Below are 21,740 nucleotides of genomic sequence, written 5' to 3'. Positions count from 1 at the left end.
CGATCATTTATGCGCATTTTCCGGCTTTTCTATATTATTTTCATCGCTTTGCGTTTCAGCCTGGATGAGTTCATCCTCAGCCATCCCCGGTTAAAGCCGCTGCAAAGCCTGGTGAATGGCCTGCTGTTCTGGCGCAGCAAGGCAGTGCCGCGTGGCGCAAGGTTAAGGCTGGCACTCGAAAACCTGGGACCGATCTTTGTTAAATTCGGCCAGATGCTATCTACCCGCCGCGACTTGGTTCCGGCAGACATTGCGGACGAACTCGCAAAGCTTCAGGATCAGGTGCCGCCGTTCCCTTTTGCTGCAGTCGAAAACATCATCAGCAGCGCCTTTAACAAACCGTTAAGTGCGCTGTTCTCACAATTTGACGAAGAGCCGGTTGCCAGTGCCTCTGTCGCACAAGTGCATTTTGCACATTTGCCGCACGGCGAACCGGTTGCCGTAAAAGTGCTGCGCCCCGATATTGAAAAAACCATCGCCCATGACTTGCGGTTGATGGATACCATGGCCTGGCTGCTGCAAAGCGTATCTTCCGAGGCCAAAAGGCTGAAGCCGCGTGAAATCGTTGCCGAATTCGCGCGCCATACGGAAAGTGAACTGGACCTGACGCTGGAAGCCGCCAATTGCAGCCTGCTGGGCCGTAACTTTGCGGACAAATCCATGCTGATCGTACCGGATGTGCATTGGGACTGGTGCCGTAAGGACGTGATGGTCATGCAGCGCATGCACGGCACGCCCATCAGCCAGCGCGACCTGCTGACAGCCAAAGGCATTGATATTCCCAAGCTTGCCGTAGATGGTGTCGATATATTTTTCACGCAGGTATTTCGCGACGGTTTCTTTCATGCTGACATGCACCCTGGCAACATTCAGGTAGCCGACGATGGTAAATATATTGCGCTTGATTTCGGCATCATGGGCACCCTGAACGATACCGACAAATACTATCTGGCGCGCAACTTCCTGGCCTTCTTCAACCGTGATTACCGCGATGTGGCACAGGCACACATTGATTCCGGCTGGGTGCCTGCCGACACCAAGCGTGAGGAACTCGAAACCGCAGTGCGCGCCATTTGCGAACCGATCTTCGACAAGCCGCTGAAAGATATTTCGTTTGCGCGCACCTTACTGAGCCTGTTCCAGATGGCGCGCCGCTTTGGCGTGATCATCCAGCCGCAGCTGATCATGCTGCAGAAAACATTGCTCAATATTGAAGGCCTCGGCCGCGAGCTTGACCCGAACCTGGATTTATGGAAAAGTGCGCAGCCATTCCTGACACGCTGGATGAACGAGCAGATCGGCTGGCGTGCGATCTTGAAAACAGTCAAAAAAGAATTGCCGCATATTGCAAAAGTATTGCCGGAAATGCCAAGATTAGCACATCAGTTTTTAGCACAGACCAACCAGGCAGAACTGGATGTTCCGCTACGCAGTTCCATTGAGAAACTGATCGTAGCACAGCAGCTGCAAGCCATCTGGCAGAGACGGCTAGTCATTGCAATCGTGCTGCTCGCCGTTGTAGAAATCATATTAGTAGCAAGTACCTTTTTTATCCACTGACATAAAGGAACGTACAATGAAATCCAGACTGATTATTGTTTTGAGCGTTTTCTTAAGCAGCCTTGCTTCTGCGGCATTTGCCGCAGGCGCAACCCCGGCCGGACTCTGGCGAACAGTAGACGATAACAGCGGCAAGCCGCGCTCGCTTGTCAGGATCAGTGAAAGCAACGGTGAATACAGTGCAGTGATAGAAAAAGGCCTGCTGGCCACCGATACCCCGGATGCCGTCTGCGACAAATGCAAGGATGAACGCAAAGGCCAGCGCATTGTAGGCATGACCATCGTGAAAGGCATCAAACTCAAAGACGGCCATTACGAGGGCGGCGAAATCCTGGATCCTGAAAACGGCAAGACCTATCGCTGCCTGATGAAGCTGGACAGTACAGGCAACGAACTTGAAGTCCGGGGGTTTATCGGTTTTGCGTTAATCGGCCGATCACAAATCTGGACACGTGTTGAATAACGTCCGTCATCCTGAACATTTCTATGAGTTTTAAGCCATGCTGATCTGGTTTGTTGTCATCTATCTAGCGATCTCTATTGGCATTGGCCTTGTTGCGGCGATGCGCGTCAAAAATGCTAAAGATTACGCTGTGGCCGGCCGCCACCTGCCTCTGCCGGTGGTCATGGCCACGGTATTCGCCACATGGTTCGGCGCCGAGGCGGTATTCGGCGTTTCCGCGACCTTTGTCACAGAAGGCCTGAATGGCGTAGCGGCAGACCCTTTTGGCTCCAGCATGTGCCTGATCATTGCAGGTTTTTTCTTTTCCACACAGCTGTATAAACTCAATATCCTGACACTGGGTGACTTTTATCGCATGCGCTACAACCGCACGGTAGAAGTGCTCACCACGATAGCGATCGTCATTTCCTACCTGGGCTGGGTAGCCGCACAGATCAAGGCACTGGGGCTCATATTCAGCATGATTACCGATGGCGCGGTAAGCGAACAGGCCGGCATGATACTGGGCACCGCGATCGTGCTGACTTACACGACCTTGGGCGGCATGCTTTCCGTAGCGGTGCTGGACTTCGTTCAGATGATCGTAGTCATCGGCGGCCTGCTCTACATCGGCAATATCGTATCAGGCATGACTGGCGGCGTCGCCCCGGTCATAGAGCACGCACACGCTGCCGGTAAACTGGACTTTTTCCCCAAAGGCGCAGACATCTGGGTATGGATCACGTTCCTGGGAGGATGGATGACCATGATGCTGGGCTCAATACCCCAGCAGGATGTATTCCAGCGCATCACCTCAGCCAAGAGTGCAAAAATCGCACTATGGGGTTCGATTCTAGGCGCTTCGGTTTACTTCTGCTTTACCTTCGTACCCATGTTCATCGCTTATGCGGCGACCCTGATTGACCCTGCACTTTTCGGCAAGCTGGTCGTAGAAGATTCACAGAAAGTATTGCCTACATTGGTCTTACAGCACACACCGCTTATTGCGCAGGCAATATTCTTCGGTGCCGTATTATCTGCAATCATGAGCTGCTCATCCGCCACCCTGCTCGCCCCTTCCGTGACATTTGCCGAAAACATCGTACGCGGCTATATCCCGCACCTGAGTGACAAAGGCTTCCTGCGCGTCATGCGTATCTGCCTGCTCGGCTTTGGCTCATGCGTATTGCTTTACGCACTTAACTCGGAACGCTCTATTTTCGGCATGGTGGAATCCGCCTACAAAATCACGCTGGCAGGCGCATTTGTACCATTGATCTTCGGTGCATTCTGGAAAAGAGCAACCTCACAGGGCGCACTTGCAGCGATTATCGGCGGCATTACCACCTGGGTATTGATTGAAGTGTTAATTGGTGAAGAAAGCCTGGTTCCCGCCCAGCTCATAGGCCTGGGCGTAAGCATGCTAGGCATGCTCATAGGTTCACTGATGCCACAGAAAATCGGCGGCAGCCCAAGCGCCCCGCACGGCTATCTGCATGAGCATGCAGCCAGGCAGCATCCGCATTAGAAGTTATGTCTAGAGCATGATATTTTTATCTCACTTCTATAATTCATTATATTTAAGATGTAATAGAAACATCCAAAAAATTAAACTCAGTATAAAACATATCTTTTACCTGTCTTGCTAAATAAAATTTTAGGCTTCTATTTAGACTACCCTGCATTAGAGAAAATAAATCATGTCTCGCATAATTCCTAAATTTTTAAATGATATTACTCATGGAGACTCGATAATTTACCGAGGACATGCAAACTATGAATGGGAACTAAAGCCTTCAATAGGAAGGCACTTCACCAGAGACTGGTCAGAAGTTGTTAAATATGAAATAAAGTCTCTGGAAGATTTCAAAAAGAGGGCTGTCCCATACATCAAAGTAAATCCAAAAACAGACATAGAGTGGCTTTGTCTTATGCAGCATCATGGATGCCCAACTCGCCTTCTTGATTTTACAAGTAATCCATTAATTGCCTTGTTCTTTGCCTCCGACCCAACAACAGGAAAAGATGGTGAAGTAATTGCGGCAAAATACAGCAGAAGCTACGAAAATGTCAGTAATGACAACTTATTTAATAGGCCAAACAGCTTCGCTTATTACCCACCGCACATCACCGAACGAATTATTGGCCAGTCTGGTTGCTTCGTGTATGCACGCACACCAAACGCACCTTTAAACGGAAAACAGATTACTAAAACAAGTATTCCAAAAAGTGAAAAAACGGAAATCAGACGTGAACTCAAAGAGCTAGGAATTAGTCATTCCTCACTATTCCCTGGCGTAGATGGAGTATGCAAAGACCTTAATGAGGAACTTGTACTCAAGCTCATTATTGAAGACTTGTTTTAAGTCATTGTAAGCTGGGCAGATTTTATCCCCCCTACTTAGCTAAATCATCAGTATTATTCATATACCGCAAGCGTTTTTATCGCTGACAACTCTCACAATAGAACGTTGAACGCTGCCCTTGCCTGATCATTCTGATAGGCGTATTACACACCCGGCATGGCTCACCGCCTTTGTCATTGGCGCGGGCATAAACAAAATACTGCTGCTGGAAATAACCGGGGTTGCCATCGGCACCAAAGAAATCACGCAGGCTGCTGCCGCCGGCTGCAAGTGCGTCTGTGAGCGTGTTTTTAATCTCAGCCGCCAGTCGCTCACACTCAATGAGTGTGAGGGCTTTAGCGGGCTTTTCAGGGTGAATGCGGGCGCGAAACAGCGATTCGCTCGCATAGATATTGCCGACGCCAACCACCAGGTGGCTATCCATCATGGTGATTTTAATGGCAGCAGACCTGGTACGGATATGCTGATACAGGTATTGGCCGGTGAAGGCCTCGCTCAGCGGTTCCGGCCCCAGCACTTTCAGCAGCATGTGTTCCTGCGGGTTCTGGTCTGCCCACAGTACAGCGCCGAACCGGCGCGGATCGCGCAGGCGCAATACCTGACCACTGGTGAAACAGAGGTCAAAATGGTCATGTTTCTGCGGCGGCTCATCCTGCGCCAGCAGGCAGATGCGGCCAGACATGCCAAGATGCAGCAGCAATGTGCCATGGTCAAAATGCGCCAATATGTATTTGGCACGGCGAGTGAGCGCACGCAGGGTTTGGCCATGCAACAACTCCGGCAGCGACTGCGGAATAGGCCAGCGCAGCGAAGCGTTGCGTATGACCACATTGGCTACTGTTTGATTGACTAACGGCATCAGACCAATTCTGGTCGTTTCGACTTCCGGGAGTTCTGGCATGGCAACCTATGTTCAGATCATTGATTAGGATGAGACTATCTTTAATAGTCTGTAGATTTCGTACCTCAGGGCACCTTTTCTTGCCACAAAGTGACAATTCACCTCGTCATTCCGGCCCTCGCCGGAATGACGTTTTTGATATTTTTGTTAAAGACTGAACCGGCCTTGGTTGCGTAAGAACACTCTTAATTAATAACCAAGCCGCTTTTAACTTAAATTATTTACTAGGCAAATTGATCGGCGGATTCAGCATCACAAACCCTTCATCCTGCGGGAAGTAGTACATCAAACCTTCATCAGGGCGCGCCAGTATCAGTTCCGGAGACTCCTGAATCTTGTCAAAATGCACCTTGCTGCCATCAGCCAGTTTCACTTCAAATGAAGGATGCGTCACTTTACGGTCAGGGGTATAAAGTTCTACCGATTTAGCACGGGTATGGATCCATGAGTAATCGGCCCATTCGTTCATTTCATTTTGCGTAGGTTTGGCTTTGTCGATAGAAACTTTCCATTGCCCATCAACCAGATCAAGGTTCAACCTTGACTCTTCCCATTGCTCCAGGTGGCTGAAATCGAAACCGGCAACTTTTTCTGTTGGCTTCAAGGGCGCTTTATCGATCATTTCTATCACCTGCGATGAGGCGGCTGATCCATAATCGTTTGAAATCAGGTAAACCGTATTTCTATGTGAAATATACTGCTCATCATTCAACGGATTATATGTACCGAACAGGAACTCTTCGGCATTGTTTTTATCCCTGAACAATGTGAGCTTGATAGAAGGCTGGTGCAAGCCAAACTTCTGCAAATCGTCTGTCACGATCTTCTGGCTGCTGCTGGCCGCGATGATTGCCAGAATGCGCTGCACTGAAGCCTGATCTGCACGCGTTTTATAAGGTGCAGTCAGGTTCCAGAATCCATTCACTTTTTCAAAAGTCACCGCAGCTTTTGCCGGGAACTCAACTTTAATGGCATTGAACTCGGCAAGTTTGTAGCTGGAAACTTCATAAGCAGCCTGTTTCACAGCATCCTGCTTGGGACGCAAGTATAAAAATGAAACCAGCCCGGCCACCACTGCCAGCAGAATTAAATTGAGTATCCAACGTTTTTTCATGCCACACCTTCAAGTAAAGCGACGATTGAGTATCCGGACCATCCGCAGGGCTTAAGCTCTTCTGCGTTTCCACCACAGCAGGAAACCGACGATCATGAATCCAAGCGGAATAAAGTACTGGAAGCTGTGGAACACTGTCCAGGCAGTGACCACACCCATCCTGGTATCCGGAATCGAAACATTGATGTCTTTCAGCGGCATAGGCTGAATGGTAATCAGGCTATCGTCACCGGCCAGCCAGTTAATCACATTCACACCGAGATCAAGGTTGCCGCCGTTGGTAATGAATGTATTGGACAAGAAATTGGCATTACCCATCACCACTACACGCTGGCCTTTTTTGCCATAGGTGCGCTCCAGCGCGACGCCGATGTTGATCGGGCCGCGTTTGTCCTTGGCTTCATTAAACTCAGGTTTCGCATCTTTTGCGAGTTTGGTAGAAGTAAGCCAGCCGTTTGGTGCCACTTCAACCAGATTGCTGACCTTCCAGCCATTTTCATCGGTGCCTCTTGCCGTGACCTCATGCGCTTCCGGGAACAAGGTGCGCAGCATGAAATTCTTGGTGATAGCATGCTCGCCATACAGGCTGGCAAAAGACACACGTGCATCGGCACCGTATTGCGCAGAAGCCATATCCATGACCATGCCCGGTGAAACCTGCAAGCCCAGGTAAGCAGCGACATCCTGCAAACCACGCAGATTGTCATCGTCCAGCAGCCACAGCAGGTTGCCGCCGGCTTCAAGGTACGCCTTGATCTTTTTCGCCTCAACCTCGCTCACATCGACCTGCGGGCTGGCAATCACCAGCATGGCACCATTGCTCGGCACCTGCTGCGCAATAGTCAAGTCCGGGTTGGCAAATTTAAAGCCTTTGGCTTCCAGCTGTTTGCCGAATTCGCCGATGTCGTGATTCTTCACGCCAATCAAGTTACGCTCGCCATGCCCATCCAGATACATCACGGCTTGCTGGTTAGTACGCGAAAGCCTGACCAGAAGATTGGTAATCTCTTGCTCGGCAAATGGCGGCACGATATGCTCCACACGTTTCTGGTACTCAATCACCACTTCGCCGTCGGTTTTGACACCGGCATCCTGCGCCAGCTTCGGCTCTTCGGACGGATTGATAAAAGTTAAATGGATATTCTTTTTCTCGCGCTGGTAGCGTGCAAAGAAATCCACGATACCTTTACGGAACACGTCACCGCTAGACGCATCATCCTTGGTTGCATACACCGTGATATTGATTGGCGCTTTCATCTGCTTGAGCACATTCACGCTGCCTTGCGTCAGGATATTGCGGTTGGCCTGCGTGATGTCCTTTGCAACGTGGTACTGGCTGGCAAGGTAGCCCAGCAGCACAACCAGCATCAAAAACAGCACAACAAAAAACCAGTTTTGTACTAATAACTGAAAGCGTAATTTACGATTGATATTCATAGCAAAGTTCCAAAGCTCGTATGTTTTGTAAATACGCGTGATGATCGCGTAGGATTTTGTTTCGCAGGGAAAGTTTGTGAAGGCGTGGCGTAGTTATTCATACGGCCAACTGAACAAAGTTTTCCTGCGGAATAAAAGACAAGTGAGAGCACGCGTGGTTTGTAAAACATACGGGCTATCCACGCAAGCGGTCAGCATCTAAGCGACGCACGGTTAAAGTTAAAAATGTCACGGCAAATAAAATAAAGTAAGCGATATCGGCAGTATCGATCAAACCATTCGAGAATGACTGGAAGTGCCGCATCAGAGACAGGCTGCCCAGGATATTGCTTGGGTCACCGGCAAAGAAACGATCCAGCATCATCAGCGCGAACAAGGCGATAAAGGTAAGGATCGCTGCAATGACGGGCTGCTGGGTCATGCCTGAGAAATAAATACCAAGCGCTGAAAAACCAGCCACCATCAGCAGCAAGCCCAATGAGTTGGCGAACAGGAAGCCAAAATCAATATCAGACCAGATATTGAGCGTACTCAGCATCACGCCGATAAAGACGATCAGTATACTTAAAAAGGCAACCAGCCCTAAAAACTTACCCACCACGATTTCAGTCAGCGAGATTGGCGCACTGAACATGAAAGGCAGTGTCTGGCTGCGGCGTTCTTCTGAAATCAGGCGCATAGACAGCAGCGGCACCGCAAACAGCATGATGAACGAAGCCAGGCCATACACAGACTGGCCTACAAACTGCGTCACCCCGGTACGCTCGGCCGGGCGCATCGCCCCTGACATCACGGCAAAGTAGTCATTCACACCATTGAGATACTGCGTGCCGAAAGCAAACATCAGTAAAGACAGGATTACCCAGCCCATTGGCGAGGCAAACATACTTTTTAATTCTTTTCTTGCTACATTGATAATCATAAATAAACCTTAAATATCCGATTGCATCATTTAGCCTGAGATTAAGCAGTGGTCTGCTCTGGAGAAACCAACTGTTCCTGATAGGTCAGCTGCATGAACACATCTTCCAGGCTGGTTTGGTCAGGAGCGATATGATGCAGGCCCCAGTTTTGCTGAACCGCCGTCTGCACGATAGCTTCTGCCGGAGTGGCGCCATCTTCAAATCGAACACGGATCAGGCCGCTCGGTAACACTTCAGCCTCTGATACGCCATCAATTTTAAGCAGCTCTGCTGTATCCGGCGCGCGGTGCAAACCTACCAGCAGCTTGTTACCTATGCGCTGGCGCTTGAGCACATCAATGGAGCCGTTAAACACCAGCCGGCCTTTGTCAATGATCTGCACCTGGTCACAGACCATTTCCACTTCCGGCAGGATATGCGTAGAAATAATCACACTATGCTCACCGCCGACTTCGCGGATCAAGGCACGGATATCGCGAATCTGGATTGGGTCAAGGCCAACGGTAGGTTCATCAAGGATCACGACCATCGGGCGATGAATGATCGCCTGCGCTATGCCTACGCGCTGCTGATAGCCGTTAGACAGGTTTTCAATCAGGCGCTTGCTCATGTGACCTAAACCGCAGCGTTCTTTTGCAGTCTCGACTGCCTGCCTGATATGCTTTGAATTCACGCGATGCAACCGGGCGGCCATCGTCAGGTACTCATCCACCGTAAGCTCTTTGTACAGTGGGCGCATTTCCGGCAGGTACCCGATCAGCGCTTTCGCTTCCTTGGGGTTTTCCATCATATCTATACCACAGATTTTTACGCTGCCATTGCTGGGGGCCAGATTACCTGTAAGCATTTTCATCGTGGTTGATTTGCCGGCACCGTTCGGGCCAAGGAAACCAAGAACCTCACCCTTGCTCAAGGTGAAATTCACATTACTCACCGCTTCCCTGCCGCCATAAAGCCGGGTAAGTTCGATTGCCTCTACTGTAAAATTATTCATAGCCACTCAATCTTGAAACATTGGTTTAAATACTAAATATATATACAAGCAAGCCTGAGGCCCGCCATTACACAACAACAAGCCTATCGGCAAGACTTCAAGCTATGGGCTTCAAGTCTATTGGAAAGTTCACCCGACTTGCGTTATAGTCAACACATAATTATGTAGGAACTTGCGACTGCTGTCACGGACTAAGAAATACCAGTGCATCATACAGTGTTATTAAAGGAATCCCCGAACACATGATGTACCAGGCAGCGCAAGTCAGGACGGCTTGCGGTACTTTTAAAAAACGATATATTGAAAATGACTTTTTCATTCTTTAGACACGCATATCAATCATTGAAACTGTAAACAGCAAACCCAATAATACTAAAACAACCCCTACCCAAATCGACCTTATGCTCCCAATGATCAAATCAAAACAAACAAATATTTCAATCAAAAAGAGCACCCTGCTGGCAGCCCCGATGTTGTGGATGCTGCTATCGGCAGGCTTACTGGTGCTTAACGGCTGCGCAGCAAACAGGCACATTGATGAGGGTTCAATCGCGATGGCATCCGATGGCGGTTTACAGGTGGCCGACGACACGGAGTCTGTACTGAACCCTGAATTCATATACCGATACCTGGTAGGCGAGGTAGCCGGGCAGCGCGGCGACATCAGCACATCCGGTGCGATATTCTACGACCTGGCAAAAACAGAAAGAGACGCACGCCTGGCCGAGCGTGCCGCAAAAATAGCAGCCTACGGTAACATCACCAACCTGACAGTGCCTGCCATCAAACTCTGGGCTGAGCTTGACCCGGATTCTACAGAGGCACAGCAGGCCATGACAGAAATGCTGATTGCAACCGGCAGGCTTGATGATGCAAAACCTTACCTGTCAAAACTGCTGGCAAAAGAAGAAACCCGTGCCAGCGGCTTTTTGTACATGAACACCTTGCTGAACCGCAGCCCGAACAAAGCCGAGGTGCTGGAGCTCGTGCAGTTCCTGGCACAACCCTACCCCGATTCAGCTGAAGCGCAGTTTGCAGTAGCCCAGGCAGCATGGATCGCGAACAAAGATGACACTGCCCTCGCCGCTATCAACAAAGCCGAAACCCTGCACGCCGGATGGGATATTGCCGCGCTGCTCAAAGGCCAGATCCTGTATCGCAAATCACCACAAGCGGCTATTGACTACTATTATGAATTCCTGAAGTCGCACCCTAAATCCAACGAAGTGCGTATTAACCTGGCGAAACTGCTCGTCAACCAGAAACAGTTTGAAGCAGCCAAGAAAGAGTTCCCGCTCATTATCGAGCAGGCCAAAAGCAACTCATCCCAAAACCTTGCGGACGTCACTGCTGTCGTGGGGCTGATGTCCTACCAGTCTGCCGATTACGTATCGGCGCAGAATTACTTCCAGCAGGCATTGGCAATGGATTTCAAGGACATTGACCAGCTGAACCTTTACATGGGGCAAACTTCAGAAAAACTGAACCAGAATGAGGCTGCGGCCGACTGGTATAAAAAAGTGCCGCTAGGCCCACGCTACCTTGAAGCACAGCTTAGCCTTGCCAACCTGGTCGCACGCACGCAATCCGCAGACAAAGCGATTGAGATACTGGATGAACTGATGGACCTCAACACAGAACAGCAGATCATCGTCATTCAATCGCAGGCCTCCATTCTGGCAAGGGCCAAACGTGACCAGGAAGCGTTCGAACTTCTTGAGAAAGCGGTTCAGAACCTGCCCAATACGCCAGAGCTGGTGTACGACTATGCGCTGGCAGCGGAGCGCCTGAAGAAATTCGACCTCATGGAATCAGAACTGCGCAGAACGATTGCCGAAAAACCTGATTTTGCAGCGGCATACAATGCGCTGGGTTACTCGTTTGCCGACCGCAATATCAAGCTGAACGAAGCGATCACACTAATTGAAAAAGCACTGGAGCTGTCACCTAACGACCACTACATGCTGGATAGCCTGGGCTGGGCTCACTTCAGGAAGGGCAACCTGGATAAAGCCATTCAGTATCTGCAGGAAGCCTACAACATCAACCCCGATCCGGAAATCGCAGCTCACCTGGGTGAAGCGCTATGGCTCAAAGGCCGTCATGACCAAGCTAAAAAAATATGGAATGATGCCTTAAGCATTGACCCGGACAACGAAGTTTTAATCACGACTGCCAATAAATTCAAATCCTGACCTTGAGTAGACAGCATCCGTGAGTATCTTTACCAGGGCATTTCGGGCAGCCGCCTATCCGATACCAGCAGTTCGCGCGCTGCTCCTGCTTGGCTTAATGGCTGCATTTGCCGGCTGCGCGACCATGACCGCCAATCAAACCGGGCAAAGCAGCGCGGCGCAAGAGCTCCGGGCAAGACATTTAGCGCAGCTCGCAACAATAGAGCAATTTTCCCTGCAGGGCCGTATCGGCGTGCAAACGAACAGCAAGGGCTTTTCAGGCAGCCTGCAATGGCAGCACAACCGCACCGGTGATGACATCAACCTGTATTCACCGTTAGGCAGCCAGGTTGCCAGCATCACCAGGACTACGGAGCAGGTCACACTCACGGATTCGAGCGGAAAATATTATTCGGCAGCAGACGCGGAAACCCTCACCCAGATAACCCTCGGCTGGAAACTACCGCTGACCGGCCTTGCAGACTGGTCCATCGGGCGCCCGACACTGGGCCCGGTTCAGAAAAGCTCCTGGAACGAACAAGGCCTGCTTACCAACCTGGAGCAGGATGGCTGGAAAATTGAATATGACAATTACCGGCAACAAGGCGCCTACATGCTGCCTGGCAAGATTTTCCTGAAAAGCGACCAATTGAATTTAAAGCTGCTGGTAGAAACGTGGAATGAACCCGCACACTGAAATTCATTCAATACACAAGCCATGCCTCCTTTAAAACAGACGCCTGAAAAAACCACATTAAAATAAAATTACATTAAAATTAAGCACTCATTCAAACCCAACCCAGGCTGCGCAATATCACCCATGCAAGATTTCCAAGCGTTTCCGGCTCCGGCAAAAATCAATCTGTTCCTGCACATTGTCGGCCAGCGCGCCGACGGCTATCACCTGTTGCAGACGGTATTTCGCCTGCTGGATTATTACGACACCATTTATTTAAAACCAACCGGCCATAAAGCCATAAAGCGCGCCAATGATGTGCCAGGCGTGCCTGAAGGTGATGACCTGTGCATTCGTGCCGCAAAACTATTGCAGCAGCATACCGGCTGCACACGCGGCGTAGAAATCCTGGTTCAGAAAAATATCCCTATGGGCGGCGGCTTGGGCGGCGGAAGTTCTGACGCTGCCACCGTGCTGCTGGCGCTGAACCAGCTCTGGGAGCTGAACCTGTCACGCCAGGAATTGCTGGAGCTAGGGCTGAAACTGGGGGCTGATGTGCCGTTTTTCATTTACGGAACAAATGCTTGGGCAGAAGGTATCGGCGAACAGCTGCAGCCTATCCGATTACGTGATGCTTATTATGTAGTGCTGACTCCGGATGTCCATGTCTCGACCGCGCAAATTTTTGCGAATAAGCAATTGACAAAGAACTCGAATCCCCAGATAATGTCGACCTTTTCGGGGGTAGCGCAATTAAACGCTACTGATTCGGATGGTGGAAACATCAAAACTGAATTTATAAATAGCCTGGAAAAAGTTGTTTGCAGCCTTTATCCTAAAGTTTCTGACTGCTTAAGCTGGCTTAAACAATACGGTGATGCTAGAATGAGCGGCTCAGGCGCTTCGGTTTTTTTAGAAGTGGCCAATGAAGAGATTGCAAACAGAATATGCAATGAAAAACCTGCCTCAGTGCGTGGCTTTGTTGCAAAAGGGTTGAATCAGCACCCTTTAATTGGACTTTTAGTTTAATTATCATGCTGATTAAATATTGGGGAGTCGCCAAGCTGGTTAAGGCACCGGATTTTGATTCCGGCATGCGAAGGTTCGAATCCTTCTTCCCCAGCCAGAATTTTTAGAAGCGTGTAGATTCTTTGATTTACACGCTTTTATTTTTTAGTCCGCTTTTTTAGTTTCTGCTGGCACATTAAGCAGGCCGGCACGATAGGAAATCAAATGGTGTCTAACGGCAACATGATGGTCTTTACAGGCAACGCCAACCCAGTGCTTGCACAAGAAGTTGCTACCCACCTGGGCATTGAACTTGGTCGCGCCGATGTCGGCAGGTTCAGCGATGGCGAAGTCATGGTCGAACTGCTCGAAAACGTACGTGGCCGTGACGTATTTGTCCTGCAATCAACCAGCCAGCCTACCAATGACAGCCTGATGGAAGTCATGGTGATGGTAGACGCGCTACGCCGCTCATCTGCCGGCCGTATCACCGCAGCAATCCCTTACCTGGGTTATTCACGCCAGGATCGCCGCCCTCGTTCAGCGCGCGTTGCGATTACAGCCAAAGTTGTAGCCAATATGCTGACAGGCGTTGGCGTTAACCGCGTACTGACCATGGATCTGCACTCAGACCAGATCCAGGGCTTTTTTGATATTCCTGTAGACAATATTTACGCAACACCGATTCTGCTGGCCGACCTGCTGAAACAGAACCATGAAAACCTGGTAGTGGTTTCCCCTGACGTTGGCGGTGTGGTGCGTGCGCGTGCCGCAGCAAAACAATTGGGTTCAGACCTGGCGATTATCGACAAACGCCGTCCAAAACCGAACGTGGCAAAAGTCATGAACATTATCGGTGATGTTGCCGGCCGTACCTGCGTGATTATGGATGACATGGTAGACACCGCCAACACGCTATGTGAAGCGGCTGCCGCACTTAAAAAGCACGGCGCACTCAAAGTGGTTGCCTATGCGACACACCCGGTATTATCAGGCGGCGCAGCGGAACGCATCATGAGTTCAGAACTGGATGAACTGGTTGTGACCAATACGATCCAGCTACAGGCTGAATCTGCTAATTGCAAGAAAATTCGCCAATTAAGCGCAGCGGAATTATTGGCTGAGACCATCCGTAGAATCAGTTGTGAAGATTCTGTTTCTTCACTGTTCATGGATTAATTTGTATTAAAAATTTCAACCCTGCTTTCTGGTCGCGGAAAGCAGTTTTTGTGCAGTAAGGCCCTCGAAAGCCTAGTAGTAAATTTAGGAGCAGTAAAATGACTATCGAAATCAATGCAGTAAAACGTGACGTTAAAGGTACGGGTGCGAGCCGCCGTCTACGTCGTGCTGGCGCAGTGCCAGGTGTAGTATATGGTGGTGGCAAAGAAGCTGTGACACTGGAATTCAACGGTAAAGACCTGTTCATGCAATTCCGTCATGAAGCTTTCCACGCTTCAGTATTAAGCCTGATCGTTGACGGCAAAAAAGAAAGCGTATTATTACGTGACTTCCAGATGCACCCAGTGCGTAACACTATCCAGCACATCGACTTTCAACGCGTAAGCGCAACTGAAAAAATCCACGTTAAAGTGCCTTTCCACTTCATCAATGCTGACATCGCGCCTGGCGTTAAAGTTGGCGGCGGTATCGTTGCTCACGTACAGACTGAAGCTGACGTTAGCTGCCTGGCAAAAGACTTGCCAGAGTTCATCGAAATTGACGTTGCTAAACTGGAAATGGGTCACTCAATCCACTTGTCACAAATCAAATTGCCAAAAGGCGTTGAGTTCGTACAATTGGCTCACGGTGATGACGCAGCTGTAGCATCTATCGCTAAAACACGCGGTGGTGTTTCAGAAGCAGCAGCAGAAGAAACTCCAGCAGCTTAAGTTACAAAGCTGCATGAAAATGACGCGCGCTTTATTCAGTAAAGTGCGCGTTTTTCATTTGTGCAATGAGCAAACAAAGTAATCAAATATAAATGACTAGCGGAATTAAATTACTGGTAGGTTTGGGCAACCCTGGCGACAGATACGAAGCCACGCGCCACAACGCAGGTTTTTGGTGGGTGGATCAACTCGCCGCCGCAAGCGGCAGCAAGTTGGCGCTAGATGCCAAGTTCTTTGGCCTGGCCGGTAAGCTCGCGCCAACTGCCGACACATGGTTGCTGAAACCAACTACTTTTATGAACGCAAGCGGCAAAGCCGTAGCGGCGCTGGCTAATTATTACAAAATCACGCCGGCTCAGATTCTGGTGATCCATGATGAACTGGATTTGAACCCTGGCACCGTAAAGCTTAAAAAAGGCGGCGGCCATGGCGGCCACAACGGTTTGAAAGATATTACCGCGGCATTGGGCACCGCTGACTTTTGGCGCCTGCGCCTGGGCATCGGTCATCCTGGCGACAGAAACGAAGTTATTAACTTTGTGCTAAAGGCACCATCAAGAGATGAACAGAATGCCATTAATGCATGCATTGATGACAGCGTGGCTGTCACAAGCCAATTGCTCAATGGTGACTTTGAAGGTGCGATGTTAAAATTGCACACCAAGAAATAGTTATACAAACAACACCCTTTTTCCGCCTGTATTTTTGTTGAGTACAAGGCGGCAAGGATGAATTGCCGAAGGCAGTACATTAGTACGGCTAGGCAATGAAGACGCAGACAACGCAGTAATCGACGAAAAGACAGACTGGAAAAAATATGAAATGTGGAATTGTAGGCTTACCTAACGTAGGCAAATCTACCCTGTTTAACGCAATTACCAAGGCAGGCATTGCTGCAGAAAACTACCCATTCTGCACCATCGAGCCTAACGTGGGCATTGTAGAGGTACCTGACCCACGCATGCAGCCGTTGGTAGATATCGTCAAACCACAGCGTATTCAGCCTGCGATTGTTGAATTTGTGGACATTGCAGGCCTGGTAGCCGGTGCTTCCAAAGGTGAAGGTTTAGGCAATAAATTCCTGGCCAACATCCGCGAAACCGATGCCATTGCCCATGTGGTGCGCTGCTTTGAAGACAGCAACGTCATTCATGTTGCCAACAAGATCGACCCGCTGTCGGATATTGAAGTCATCAACACCGAGCTGGCGCTGGCCGATATGGAAACCGTAGAAAAAACCATGCAGCGCGAAGGCAAAAAAGCCAAAAGCGGCGACAAAGACGCGATTGCGCTCATGGCTGTATTGGAAAAAGTGCTGCCCGCATTGAATGAAGCCAAAGCCGTGCGCACGCTGGGTTTGGATGCCGATGAACTGCAACTGCTCAAACCGCTGTGCCTGATCACGGTAAAACCTGTGATGTATCTGGCCAACGTGGATGAAACAGGCTTTGAAAACAACCCGCACCTGGATAAGGTCATGGCACTCGGCAAAGCGGAAAATGCACCTGTAGTATGCATCTGCGCCAAAATCGAAGGCGAGATCTCCGAGCTGGATGACGAAGACAAGCTGCTCTTTTTAAGTGAACTTGGGCAGGAAGAACCAGGCCTTAACCGCGTTATCCGTGCCGCTTATGACCTGCTCGGCCTGCAGACCTACTTCACCGCCGGCGTGCAGGAAGTACGCGCCTGGACCGTGAAAAAAGGCGCCACCGCACCGCAGGCTGCCGGCGTCATCCACACCGACTTTGAACGCGGCTTTATCCGTGCTGAAGTGATTGCCTATGACGAATATGTGAAAAACAAAGGCGAACAAGGCTCAAAAGAAGCCGGAAAAATGCGTCTGGAAGGCAAGGAATACATCGTGCAGGATGGCGATGTCATGCACTTCAGGTTTAACGTCTAACAACTCGCAATACCACCCACAGCCAGCCACATGAAAATGCGGCTGGCATTACATCCCTCCCAAAGCTTTCCCAAAAAAACTGTCACCCGCAGCAAATACCTGACTGCGCTGCCCGGCTGTGCGCACCCTATCATGCACCGCAGACAGCCGCCCATCATATCAACTCACAGCCACTTAACCATGCAGGCCATAAATCTTTAGTAGTGCATCCGCACTTATACTGTGCATACATGCATTGCGATAAAAATAATGGGGTTAACACCAACCATGAGAATTTTCATTTATTTTCAATCACTTAAAAACAACACAAACGATGGCACGACAATTGCTTTTTATTAATAAAATTGTATTAAAGAGCTGCAATGTTAAAAGTAATGATTGTTGATAACGACCTAGAGCGCACCACACCGTTAAAGCAATCACTACTTGATTCCGGTTACGAGGTGATCGCACACCTTAAGGATACGGTCAATCTGGACAAAGCCTGCTGCGAACTGCGGCCTGACATTGTCATCATTGATACCGAATCGCCTAGTCGCGACACTTTGGAAAACATATGCGTCATGACGATGCATGAACCGCGCCCTATTGTGATGTTTACGCATGATGGCGATAAAGAGCAGATCAAGCAGGCCACGCGTGCCGGTGTCAGCGCTTACGTAGTTGGCAGCATACCGAATGAACGGCTGCGGCCGGTGATTGATGCGGCGATCGCACGTTTTGATGAATTCAAGCTGCTGCGTGAAGAACTGAATGAAGCCAATGACAGGCTGAATGAAAGAAAACTGATTGAACGTGCAAAAGGGCTGCTGATGAAACAACGCGGCCTGGACGAAGAGCAAGCCTACAATATGCTGCGAAGCATGGCGATGCAAAGAAATATTAAAATAAAGGATCTGGCGAATGAACTGATGAATGCGGCAAAACTGCTGCTAGTGTGACCGATAGCATATTGACCGAGCCAACGATGGGCTAAGTCAAAAAAACTGAATGTAAACACTTTAGTGCCAATGACGGCATAAAAGTGGCTCAAAGATTGAGCATACATAAATTCAAGACAAAGGCGTCTTTCCTGCTGAGTATAGCCTCAGCCGGATTGACGCCTTTTTTTATTGCCTTTTTTTATTGCCTTTTTTTAATGTTTTCAGATGGATTGTTTTTTGTAATTTTTTAAGGAGTTGAAAATGAGTGAGCAAGATAAAAAAGTACCTGCCCCAACACAAGCACAGGCACAACCGGAAATCATCGTGAATAATGCACGCCGTGATTTTTTAAGAAACAGCATCACCGGCATGCTTGGCGCTGCCACCTTGATGAACATGGTACCCAGCGGCATCCGTAGTGCAGCGTGGGCGGCCGGTTCCGATGCCCCTGAATTGACTGAAATTAAAATCGGTTTTATCCCGCTTACGGACTGCGCACCGATCGTGGTAGCAGCGCAGATGGGCTTCGATAAAAAATACGGCATCAAAATCACACCCAGCAAAGAAGCAAGCTGGGCAGCGATCCGCGACAAGACAGTGAACGGTGAACTGCATGCCGCACATGTGCTGTACGGGCTGGTATATGGCGTGCAGTTAGGCATAGGCGGCCAGCAGAAAGACATGGCCGTATTAATGAGCCTGAACCACAACGGCCAGGCGATCACGCTGGCTAACCAGCTCAAGGAAAAAGGCGTAAAAGACGGCCGCAGCCTCAAACGCCTGCTCGACAACGAAAACCGCGACTACACCTTTGCGCAGACATTCCCGACCGGCACACATGCGATGTGGCTGAACTACTGGCTTGCCGCCAACGGCATCAACCCGATCAAAGATGTCAAGAATATCGTCGTGCCGCCACCGCAGATGGTTGCCAACATGCGTATCGGCAATATGGATGGCTACTGCGTAGGCGAACCATGGAATGCACGCGCCATTTACGACAAAGTAGGCTATACCGTCACCACGACACAGGACATCTGGACCGACCATCCTGAAAAAGTGCTGGGAACGACAGCCGAGTTCGTTGCAAAACACCCGAACACGACCCGCGCCATGATCATGGCGATACTGGATGCCTGCCGTTATATCGAAGCGCTGGAAAACCGTGCTTCAGTCGCAAAACTCATTTCAGGCAAGGCTTACGTCAATGCACCGGAAGATGTGATCGGTGGCCGTTTTGTCGGTGATTACGACAATGGTATCGGCAAGAAATGGAAAGACCCTAACTACATGAAGTTCTATGGTGACGGCGCAGTCAACTTCCCTTACCTGTCGGACGGCATGTGGTTCCTGACACAGCACAAACGCTGGGGCCTGCTCAAATCAGACCCGGATTACCTTGGCGTTGCCTCCAAGGTCAACCAGATCAAACTTTACTCGGAAGCGGCATCGCAGCTCGGCATCAGCGTGCCTAAAGACCCGATGCGTACCAGCAAGCTGATAGACGGCGTGGTATGGGATGGCAAGAACCCGGCCGCATACGCAGCTTCTTTCAAAATCAAAGCTTAACGATTCAAGCTTCCATCACTAAGGATCATTTATGAGCGCGACCAGCATCAGCAAGGAAAGCTTAAAAGTCATCATGAAAAGCAAAAAAACAGTTGTCAGCAAAGAATCAGCAATGCCTAACTCGGCAAATAACGTGACGGCTACCGACAAGGCGTCTGTCACAAGGCAAACCGCGAAACTTGGTTTGAAAATCCATCACTTCATTAAATGGCTGCTGCCTCCGGCATTTGGCATATTGATGATGTTAGCGGTGTGGACATTGCTCTCTTATCAATCCCCCAGCCTGCCAACCCCGCTGAAAACATGGCATTCAGCGGTTGAACTGTTCAGCGACCCGTTCTACAGCAATGGCCCGAATGACATGGGAGTGGGCTGGAACATCCTGAATTCATTAAAACGTGTTGCGCTGGGCTTTGGCATGGCGGCTTTGATCGGCATCCCTGTCGGTTTCATTATCGGCCGTTTCGAGTTCGCAAACCGTATGACGGCACCTGTCATCAGCCTGCTGAAACCGGTATCCCCGCTCGCATGGCTGCCAATCGGCCTGCTCGTGTTCAAAGCGGCCAACCCTGCTGCGATCTGGGTCATCTTCATTTCAGCGATCTGGCCGATGATCATCAACACTGCCGTCGGTGTCAGCAAAGTGCCGCAGGACTATATGAACGTGGCGAAAGTGCTCAACCTGAGCGAATGGAAAATCTTCACGAAAATACTGTTCCCGTTCGCGCTGCCTTACATGATGACAGGCGTACGCCTCTCCATCGGCGTGGCATGGCTGGTGATCGTTGCGGCCGAGATGCTGACCGGCGGCGTTGGCATCGGCTTCTGGGTGTGGGATGAATGGAACAACCTGAATGTTGAACACATCATCATCGCGATTTTCATTGTAGGCGTCGTCGGCTTGCTGCTTGAGTTCGGGCTCACGCAGATCGCTAAAAGATTCAGCTACGAATAGTCCCGTTATCTTTTTGACAGTTACTGACCAGGAATCATTATGAAAAACACATCTATGCCGGAAAAAGCAAACGCAGCCAAATATGTGCAGCTTGAGAATGTAGACATGACATTCACCACCAAAAAAGGTGAGTTCAACGCGCTTAAAAACATTAACCTGAACATTCGCGAAGGCGAGTTCATCTCAATTATCGGGCATTCAGGCTGCGGAAAATCAACCGTGCTGAACCTGATTGCAGGTTTGCTGCAGCCCACTTCAGGCTTTTTGTTCTGTGCCGGGCGCGAAATCGCCGGCCCCGGCCCTGAGCGCTCTGTCGTGTTCCAGAACCACTCGCTGCTGCCATGGCTGACCTGTTATGAAAACATCTACCTGGCAGTGGAACGGGTTTTCGGCACCGAAATCAAAGCCCAGCTGACAGCACGCACCCATGCGGCGCTGGAACTGGTGGGTTTGACACATGCTGCCGAAAAACGCCCTAACGAAATTTCAGGCGGCATGAAACAACGGGTTGGCATTGCGCGGGCACTGGCAATGGAACCTAAAGTACTGCTGCTGGATGAGCCATTTGGCGCACTGGATGCGCTGACTCGCGCCAACCTGCAGGATGAGCTCATGAAGATCATGGCGAAATCCGGCTGCACCGCAGTCATGGTCACGCACGATGTCGATGAATCAGTGCTGCTTTCAGACCGCATCATCATGATGACCAACGGCCCTTCAGCCACCATCGGCGAAATCCTGGACGTCAATCTGGCCCGTCCACGGGCGCGTCTGGAACTGGCCGAAGACCAGGAATACAACCATCTGCGCAGCGAGGTATTGCGCTTCCTGTATGAACGCCATGCCAAAAAGGCTGCTTAAAAAACGGGCTACAGCCGTAGCCCGTATAAGAATCCAATTCACATT

20 protein-coding genes and 1 tRNA gene are annotated in these 21,740 nt (G+C 50.0%); 16 read left to right on the top strand and 5 right to left on the bottom strand.

Annotated features, from left to right (window positions below; genetic code table 11):
• Positions 1-9 precede the first annotated feature (9 nt).
• The 4 genes from ubiB to GQ51_RS11125 all read left to right on the top strand — a co-directional run bounded on the left by ubiB (position 10) and on the right by GQ51_RS11125 (position 4,368).
• Entirely contained in the window at positions 10-1,560 is a 1,551-nt protein-coding gene (gene ubiB, locus GQ51_RS11140; RefSeq protein ID WP_047552985.1) for a ubiquinone biosynthesis regulatory protein kinase UbiB, read from the top strand.
• A 16-nt stretch (positions 1,561-1,576) separates the two neighbouring features.
• The gene (locus GQ51_RS11135) at positions 1,577-2,023 is read left to right on the top strand and encodes a DUF2147 domain-containing protein (protein ID WP_088178132.1); all 447 of its coding nucleotides are present in this window, start codon (positions 1,577-1,579) and stop codon (positions 2,021-2,023) included.
• A gap of 37 nt (positions 2,024-2,060) precedes the next feature.
• The gene (locus GQ51_RS11130; protein WP_047552982.1) at positions 2,061-3,530 is read left to right on the top strand and encodes a sodium:solute symporter family protein; all 1,470 of its coding nucleotides are present in this window, start codon (positions 2,061-2,063) and stop codon (positions 3,528-3,530) included.
• Positions 3,531-3,702: 172 nt separating this feature from the next.
• Positions 3,703-4,368, top strand: a complete 666-nt coding sequence (locus tag GQ51_RS11125) for an FRG domain-containing protein (RefSeq protein ID WP_047552979.1) — start codon at positions 3,703-3,705, stop codon at positions 4,366-4,368.
• Positions 4,369-4,444: 76 nt separating this feature from the next.
• On the opposite strand, the gene mutM is transcribed toward GQ51_RS11125, so the two are convergent.
• The 5 genes from mutM to GQ51_RS11100 form a co-directional block, all read right to left on the bottom strand.
• Positions 4,445-5,269, bottom strand: a complete 825-nt coding sequence (gene mutM, locus GQ51_RS11120) for a bifunctional DNA-formamidopyrimidine glycosylase/DNA-(apurinic or apyrimidinic site) lyase (protein ID WP_047552976.1) — start codon at positions 5,267-5,269, stop codon at positions 4,445-4,447.
• Positions 5,270-5,486: 217 nt separating this feature from the next.
• Entirely contained in the window at positions 5,487-6,383 is an 897-nt protein-coding gene (locus GQ51_RS11115; RefSeq protein ID WP_047552974.1) for a DUF4340 domain-containing protein, read from the bottom strand.
• 51 nt (positions 6,384-6,434) lie between these two features.
• Positions 6,435-7,820, bottom strand: a complete 1,386-nt coding sequence (locus tag GQ51_RS11110; RefSeq protein WP_047552971.1) for a GldG family protein — start codon at positions 7,818-7,820, stop codon at positions 6,435-6,437.
• Positions 7,821-7,995: 175 nt separating this feature from the next.
• Positions 7,996-8,742, bottom strand: a complete 747-nt coding sequence (locus GQ51_RS11105; protein ID WP_047552968.1) for an ABC transporter permease — start codon at positions 8,740-8,742, stop codon at positions 7,996-7,998.
• A gap of 41 nt (positions 8,743-8,783) precedes the next feature.
• Positions 8,784-9,737, bottom strand: a complete 954-nt coding sequence (locus GQ51_RS11100) for an ABC transporter ATP-binding protein (RefSeq protein ID WP_047552965.1) — start codon at positions 9,735-9,737, stop codon at positions 8,784-8,786.
• A gap of 401 nt (positions 9,738-10,138) precedes the next feature.
• On the opposite strand from GQ51_RS11100, the gene GQ51_RS11095 reads away from it, so the two are divergent.
• The 12 genes from GQ51_RS11095 (at position 10,139) to GQ51_RS11040 (ending at position 21,695) form a co-directional block, all read left to right on the top strand.
• Complete coding sequence (locus GQ51_RS11095) at positions 10,139-11,932, top strand: tetratricopeptide repeat protein (protein ID WP_235276216.1); 1,794 nt, start codon at positions 10,139-10,141, stop codon at positions 11,930-11,932.
• Between the two features lie 19 nt (positions 11,933-11,951).
• The gene (gene lolB / locus GQ51_RS11090; RefSeq protein ID WP_235276215.1) at positions 11,952-12,608 is read left to right on the top strand and encodes a lipoprotein insertase outer membrane protein LolB; all 657 of its coding nucleotides are present in this window, start codon (positions 11,952-11,954) and stop codon (positions 12,606-12,608) included.
• Positions 12,609-12,731: 123 nt separating this feature from the next.
• Complete coding sequence (gene ispE / locus GQ51_RS11085; protein WP_047552960.1) at positions 12,732-13,616, top strand: 4-(cytidine 5'-diphospho)-2-C-methyl-D-erythritol kinase; 885 nt, start codon at positions 12,732-12,734, stop codon at positions 13,614-13,616.
• A gap of 20 nt (positions 13,617-13,636) precedes the next feature.
• Positions 13,637-13,713, top strand: a tRNA-Gln gene (locus GQ51_RS11080).
• A gap of 125 nt (positions 13,714-13,838) precedes the next feature.
• Complete coding sequence (locus GQ51_RS11075) at positions 13,839-14,774, top strand: ribose-phosphate pyrophosphokinase (protein ID WP_047554175.1); 936 nt, start codon at positions 13,839-13,841, stop codon at positions 14,772-14,774.
• A 98-nt stretch (positions 14,775-14,872) separates the two neighbouring features.
• A complete protein-coding gene (locus GQ51_RS11070; RefSeq protein WP_047552956.1) occupies positions 14,873-15,484 on the top strand; it encodes a 50S ribosomal protein L25/general stress protein Ctc in 612 nt (203 codons plus the stop codon).
• 92 nt (positions 15,485-15,576) lie between these two features.
• Positions 15,577-16,155 (top strand): aminoacyl-tRNA hydrolase, encoded by a 579-nt coding sequence (gene pth, locus GQ51_RS11065; protein WP_047552952.1) that lies wholly within the window; start codon positions 15,577-15,579, stop codon positions 16,153-16,155.
• A 146-nt stretch (positions 16,156-16,301) separates the two neighbouring features.
• Complete coding sequence (gene ychF, locus GQ51_RS11060) at positions 16,302-17,387, top strand: redox-regulated ATPase YchF (RefSeq protein WP_047552949.1); 1,086 nt, start codon at positions 16,302-16,304, stop codon at positions 17,385-17,387.
• Positions 17,388-17,749: 362 nt separating this feature from the next.
• Complete coding sequence (locus GQ51_RS11055; RefSeq protein WP_047552946.1) at positions 17,750-18,328, top strand: ANTAR domain-containing response regulator; 579 nt, start codon at positions 17,750-17,752, stop codon at positions 18,326-18,328.
• Positions 18,329-18,679: 351 nt separating this feature from the next.
• Positions 18,680-19,879, top strand: a complete 1,200-nt coding sequence (locus tag GQ51_RS11050; RefSeq protein ID WP_235276234.1) for a CmpA/NrtA family ABC transporter substrate-binding protein — start codon at positions 18,680-18,682, stop codon at positions 19,877-19,879.
• A 31-nt stretch (positions 19,880-19,910) separates the two neighbouring features.
• Positions 19,911-20,834: a nitrate ABC transporter permease gene (gene ntrB, locus GQ51_RS11045; RefSeq protein WP_047552943.1), complete on the top strand. Its 924-nt coding sequence runs from the start codon at positions 19,911-19,913 to the stop codon at positions 20,832-20,834.
• A gap of 39 nt (positions 20,835-20,873) precedes the next feature.
• A complete protein-coding gene (locus tag GQ51_RS11040) occupies positions 20,874-21,695 on the top strand; it encodes an ABC transporter ATP-binding protein (protein ID WP_235276214.1) in 822 nt (273 codons plus the stop codon).
• Positions 21,696-21,740: the final 45 nt, after the last annotated feature.

Source organism: Methylotenera sp. G11, assembly GCF_000799735.1.
Taxonomy (GTDB): Bacteria; Pseudomonadota; Gammaproteobacteria; order Burkholderiales; family Methylophilaceae; genus Methylotenera.
Note: the sequence above shows the minus strand (reverse complement) of the source record. Positions and strands in the feature narration are given on the sequence as shown.

Coding starts and splice junctions, on each gene's coding strand:
- ubiB (WP_047552985.1), top strand. CDS start 10: ATGCGCATTTTCCGGCTTTTCTATATTATTTTCATCGCTTTGCGTTTC.
- GQ51_RS11135 (WP_088178132.1), top strand. CDS start 1,577: ATGAAATCCAGACTGATTATTGTTTTGAGCGTTTTCTTAAGCAGCCTT.
- GQ51_RS11130 (WP_047552982.1), top strand. CDS start 2,061: ATGCTGATCTGGTTTGTTGTCATCTATCTAGCGATCTCTATTGGCATT.
- GQ51_RS11125 (WP_047552979.1), top strand. CDS start 3,703: ATGTCTCGCATAATTCCTAAATTTTTAAATGATATTACTCATGGAGAC.
- mutM (WP_047552976.1), bottom strand. CDS start 5,269: ATGCCAGAACTCCCGGAAGTCGAAACGACCAGAATTGGTCTGATGCCG.
- GQ51_RS11115 (WP_047552974.1), bottom strand. CDS start 6,383: ATGAAAAAACGTTGGATACTCAATTTAATTCTGCTGGCAGTGGTGGCC.
- GQ51_RS11110 (WP_047552971.1), bottom strand. CDS start 7,820: ATGAATATCAATCGTAAATTACGCTTTCAGTTATTAGTACAAAACTGG.
- GQ51_RS11105 (WP_047552968.1), bottom strand. CDS start 8,742: ATGATTATCAATGTAGCAAGAAAAGAATTAAAAAGTATGTTTGCCTCG.
- GQ51_RS11100 (WP_047552965.1), bottom strand. CDS start 9,737: ATGAATAATTTTACAGTAGAGGCAATCGAACTTACCCGGCTTTATGGC.
- GQ51_RS11095 (WP_235276216.1), top strand. CDS start 10,139: ATGCTCCCAATGATCAAATCAAAACAAACAAATATTTCAATCAAAAAG.
- ispE (WP_047552960.1), top strand. CDS start 12,732: ATGCAAGATTTCCAAGCGTTTCCGGCTCCGGCAAAAATCAATCTGTTC.
- GQ51_RS11075 (WP_047554175.1), top strand. CDS start 13,839: ATGATGGTCTTTACAGGCAACGCCAACCCAGTGCTTGCACAAGAAGTT.
- GQ51_RS11070 (WP_047552956.1), top strand. CDS start 14,873: ATGACTATCGAAATCAATGCAGTAAAACGTGACGTTAAAGGTACGGGT.
- pth (WP_047552952.1), top strand. CDS start 15,577: ATGACTAGCGGAATTAAATTACTGGTAGGTTTGGGCAACCCTGGCGAC.
- ychF (WP_047552949.1), top strand. CDS start 16,302: ATGAAATGTGGAATTGTAGGCTTACCTAACGTAGGCAAATCTACCCTG.
- GQ51_RS11055 (WP_047552946.1), top strand. CDS start 17,750: ATGTTAAAAGTAATGATTGTTGATAACGACCTAGAGCGCACCACACCG.
- GQ51_RS11050 (WP_235276234.1), top strand. CDS start 18,680: ATGCTTGGCGCTGCCACCTTGATGAACATGGTACCCAGCGGCATCCGT.
- ntrB (WP_047552943.1), top strand. CDS start 19,911: ATGAGCGCGACCAGCATCAGCAAGGAAAGCTTAAAAGTCATCATGAAA.
- GQ51_RS11040 (WP_235276214.1), top strand. CDS start 20,874: ATGAAAAACACATCTATGCCGGAAAAAGCAAACGCAGCCAAATATGTG.